Origin of the sequence: Escherichia sp. KCJ4928, from assembly GCF_004352695.1 — a bacterium.
GTDB lineage: Bacteria > Pseudomonadota > Gammaproteobacteria > Enterobacterales > Enterobacteriaceae > ECMA0423.
Map to the genome: position 1 here is coordinate 1 of NZ_SJWV01000373.1, position 1,674 is coordinate 1,674.

Sequence of the window (1,674 nt, forward strand, 5' to 3'; positions counted from 1 at the left end):
GCTTCCGACCGTGGCGGGAGTATGAAACGCAAGGTCAATCTGCGCCTGAGCAAAACATGTCTGGTATTCCAGTTCCCGTCGTTCTGCCTCACGTTCCCGCTGGCGGCTGTATTTCTGCTCTGTCAGTGTGGTTTTCTGACGACGCCGCTCACCTTCACGAAAAGGAACGGACGGGAACAGACGATGCCCCGCATCGGATGGCAGGGGAAGAACACAGACTTCACCAAAACTTTCAATCAGTTTATCCACGGCAGCCAGCCACAGGAGACGGTTGCCATGAAATTCCTCCTTCGTCAGCGCAGGGGCAAAAAAGCGGAGATCGGTCAGCGAAATCCGGCGACTGCCATTCAGGCAGCGAAAGAAAGCGCTGGCATAAGGCCATGCTGAAAGTGTGCGTCCCTGACGACGACGTTGTTCGGTGACAGCCACAGCCTGCATGGCGGCCTGTTGTTCTGCGCTGAGGGGGATCAGTGCCCGTGAACGTGCGCTCATGCCTGACCTCCTTCTGCCATCAAAATATGAATGATGTCGTTAACACTGTATCCCTGCGCATCAAGTGTCGCGGCGAGCGCCAGCGTGTGACTGATCGCGACAGGCGTGAAGATATGTTGCACCTGAACGACGGCGAAAGGCTGTCCACCACCATTCACCAGAACCAGCATCCAGAGTTGAGAGACGTCTCCCGGCGAACATAATGCCAGGTGGAAACGTTCGTGGGCTGGCGTGAAACGAACCTGGACGGGGAAAAAGCCCCCGAACTCACTGCCATACTCGCCATTCATCATCCAGTTAGCCGGTGCGTCCACTTCACGCATCACCTCGTGAGTGAGATTACGGCGCATATCGCTTCCCGCAGCACGGATATCTTCATATTCCTGTGCGTTCATGGACTGCAGGGCATTCAGGGTCAGTTCAGTTTTCATCACGGTATCTCCCTTGCTGCCGCCCCGTCTCCGGCGGGGCGGTGTGGTTGTTCATCAGGCGGCATCAGCCAGGTTAGTGGTGTGTTCAGTGGCATCCATCTGTGGACGTGGTGTACACATCCAGCCAGGCACCCAGCGGTTGTCTTTCATATGGAACTCTGCATGTTCAGCCGCATCGCCTTTCTTCATCTTCTCCGCGTCCCGTGCGGCTCCGGACAGTCCGGCCTCATTCAGGGCATCGATAATCTGCGGCTTTTTCAGGTGTCCGAAGAAGTTTGCTTTTGTCGGCTGCCACCAGTCGCGCATGTGAAAACCGATGGCGCTCTCCAGCGTGTCCAGCGGGCTGCGTGACGTGTGACCACACTCGCGGGTCTGAACGCCGTGGATACTGCACGCGGTGCAGAAACTGAGCAGGGATAACAGCACCTCCTGACTGAGTGAAAGGAACGTCGTCATGTCCCGTGACCATCCCTCCGGTAACAGGGCCGCAAGACGGGCTTTTTCTGCCATCATCGCCATGAACGCGGCACCTTCCTTCCCTGACGGCGCATCGCTGGTCAGCGAATAATGTTTACATTCCAGGCTGATTTGTGCTGGTTTACTGTACGCTCCGCTGCCAAACACATTCAGGCAGAGCGTCCATGCCAGCAGTGCCAGAGATTTGTCCGGTTGCTGCATGAGTGCCGCCTGGACTGCCAGCGTGCGTTCGGAAGACATTTTCGTCAGCAGTGGCAGACTGATTTCCTCCACT

2 protein-coding genes and 1 pseudogene are annotated in these 1,674 nt (G+C 56.7%); all 3 read right to left on the reverse strand.

Going from position 1 to position 1,674, the window contains the following annotated elements:
• The coding region (locus tag E0D98_RS23945) for a plasmid SOS inhibition protein A (RefSeq protein ID WP_131891221.1) at nucleotides 1-492 on the reverse strand (492 nt) is incomplete at its 3' end.
• Complete coding sequence (psiB, locus tag E0D98_RS23950; protein ID WP_000845900.1) at nucleotides 489-923, reverse strand: conjugation system SOS inhibitor PsiB; 435 nt, start codon at nucleotides 921-923, stop codon at nucleotides 489-491. The genes E0D98_RS23945 and psiB, both read right to left, overlap by 4 nt.
• Nucleotides 924-977: 54 nt before the next feature.
• A pseudogene (locus E0D98_RS23955) lies at nucleotides 978-1,674 on the reverse strand (hypothetical protein); the annotation flags it as partial.